Raw genomic sequence first — 2,245 nt, forward strand, 5'->3', positions numbered from 1 at the left:
AGGATGAGCGAAGAGGAACAACTGGCAAATGTGGATGCGATCCGGGAGTCCATGGGCCTGTGGGACGCGGAGGGAAAGCTTGCGGAACAAGGTAGTAATTCGCCCGATGATGGATGGGATGTACAAGGAAAAGAAGCGTTCAAATCAAACGAAGAAGCCTATGAATATTACCTCAAGGTGGCGAATGAGCTGGATGTATCCACTTCTTTTAACACTGCCGTATTTTATTCAGGCCCAGGCAATAGGGCATTGGCTGAAGCCTTTGCAAGAGAAAATAACAAAACTACTTTGGAAATAACCGAAGGAGGAAAATATCTGGATGCTTTACATCTGTTTTCAAATGAAAGCGCATTGACAACGGAACAGGCGGCAAATGTATGGAAAAAATTATCGGAAAGATATGCGCAGGGCGCATCAGGCAATGCGTATGGATTTGTTAAAGGCTCAAGAGATGGAAGTATTTTTAATACAGTAGAGTATCCCGCGTTAAAAAGCAACCCTGATATCACGAACATCTTTACAGAGCTTTTTCAAAAAGGAGAAAATGAATGAAGAAAATCTCAATAGACATTCCCCATTTTTACTGCTTGGAATACAAAGAAGATGAAAAAAGGCTGATTGTGGAGATCGATTTCAGGGAACCGGAAATTTGGATAAGCAAATCGCTGATCCAGCATTGGGAACCTCCCTTTCAATCGGTTCTGATAACAGAACAGGAAAAAGAAGAGATTTACACAAATATCAAGCAGTTTCTGCTGGAGCGGTATCCGGCCCGGGCTATTTTGGAAAGCGGCCGGGAAAAGGGGGACAGTGATGGTTATAATGCCTGACGGCGCAAAGTTTAAAATGAATTGGAAGTATATAACGTATGTAAATCACGGAAACAGCATCCATTTCTCAATCGTTCCAATGTATAATGGGCCGGATATTGTTTTGTTCCCAAACATGGAAAATTGGGAAAAAGACGGCGCTTTTTCATTGGAAGAACGGGAGGAAATAATTTTTTTGCTGGAGCATCTGAATTGGAAACGAAATCTTAAAATTGTTGAAGCAAACGTACCAGCGCAGAAGAGCGAAAAAGCATTTGTCCAAAAGGGTTCTCTTGAAACTACCAATGCTTATGCCGCGTTGGCGCGGAAAAATCTTTTTGATTTTGACAGCAAGCTTGACACGGAACAAGTGAAAGACGTGTATTTAGCTTTGGAAAAGCGTTTTGCTGAAAACGTGCGGGGTACAGTGACGATATCCCAATATGATCTTTTTGAAAATAGTGTGATGAAGGAATTTATTATGCCCATCTTACAGAAAAATAAAGATGCCGCCGTTCATATTATCTAAAATTGGAGGCGGTTGAGCAAAAGGCGCTGTGGCAGAGGAAAACAACGGTTTGTAGTCGATGGTTGCAGCGCACAGCGGATTAAAAGCCCGGCAATCTTTTGTAGATTGCCGGGCTTTTTTCCGTGCATCATATATCCAAAAGCGCCGGGCCGCAGACCTCGCTGTGGCGGCGGAGCTTTCGGGCGCGGCAGACGGGCTGCGCAGTACCCGCGCGGCGGAGTATGGGCGGGACATCGACGAGCGCTACGGAGCGACCGGCCTGTGGAAGCTGGGAGGCGACGTGGCGGCGGGCGCGGGGCAAATGGCGCCCACCGTCGCCGTAAACCTTTTAACGGGCGGCAGGCTGGGCACGCCGTTCCTGCTTTCCTCGGCCGCGGGCAACGCGGCGGCCGAGGCGCGGGCCGGCGGAGCCGACGAGGAGACGGCGTTCCTGTACGGCATTCTGTCGGGCGGCGTGGAAGCGGCGACGGAGCGCATCAGCGCGGGCATTCCGGGGCTGAACAAAACCGGCCTGCTGGACGATGTGTTGAGCCGCGTGGCAAGCAGCCCGACAGGGCGCGGCGCCGTAAAAAAGCTGGTGGACGTTTTGGGCGAGGGCGCGGAGGAGTACATCAGCGAGATCGCGGGGGCATACCTTGCCAAGCTGTGGAACGGCGACGAGCGGGGCGCATGGCAGACCTTTGTGGAAACGCAGCCGGACGCGCTGTACGCGGGGCTTGTGGGGACGCTGACAAGCGCGGTGATGAATTTGCCGGGGGAAGCGTATGCACTGGCAAGGAAAAACAAGCCCGGCGCTGTACCGGACGCGCAGCAAAGCGGGAACAGCGTTCCGCGCCTGTTTACGCGGGACGAAGTGCAGGGGATGAGCGCGCGGGAGGTGAGCGAAAACTACGATGCGATACGGGAA

The 2,245-nt window shown here is 51.1% G+C and carries 4 protein-coding genes; all 4 read left to right on the forward strand.

What is annotated here, in order from left to right; genetic code table 11:
• Window positions 1-552, forward strand: a 552-nt coding sequence (locus tag TQ39_RS21375; protein WP_207641420.1) for a hypothetical protein, incomplete at its 5' end; no start/stop codon positions are given.
• The gene (locus TQ39_RS19735) at window positions 549-830 is read left to right on the forward strand and encodes a hypothetical protein (protein WP_050006798.1); all 282 of its coding nucleotides are present in this window, start codon (window positions 549-551) and stop codon (window positions 828-830) included. The genes TQ39_RS21375 and TQ39_RS19735, both read left to right, overlap by 4 nt.
• Window positions 814-1,338 (forward strand): hypothetical protein, encoded by a 525-nt coding sequence (locus TQ39_RS19740; RefSeq protein ID WP_009324264.1) that lies wholly within the window; start codon window positions 814-816, stop codon window positions 1,336-1,338. Before TQ39_RS19735 ends, TQ39_RS19740 begins: the two co-directional genes overlap by 17 nt.
• 163 nt (window positions 1,339-1,501) lie before the next feature.
• Window positions 1,502-2,245, forward strand: a 744-nt coding sequence (locus tag TQ39_RS19745; protein WP_156146449.1) for a hypothetical protein, incomplete at its 3' end; no start/stop codon positions are given.

Source organism: Ruthenibacterium lactatiformans (assembly GCF_000949455.1).
GTDB lineage: Bacteria > Bacillota > Clostridia > Oscillospirales > Ruminococcaceae > Ruthenibacterium > Ruthenibacterium lactatiformans.

Coding starts and splice junctions, on each gene's coding strand:
- TQ39_RS19740 (WP_009324264.1), top strand. CDS start 814: ATGGTTATAATGCCTGACGGCGCAAAGTTTAAAATGAATTGGAAGTAT.
- TQ39_RS19735 (WP_050006798.1), top strand. CDS start 549: ATGAAGAAAATCTCAATAGACATTCCCCATTTTTACTGCTTGGAATAC.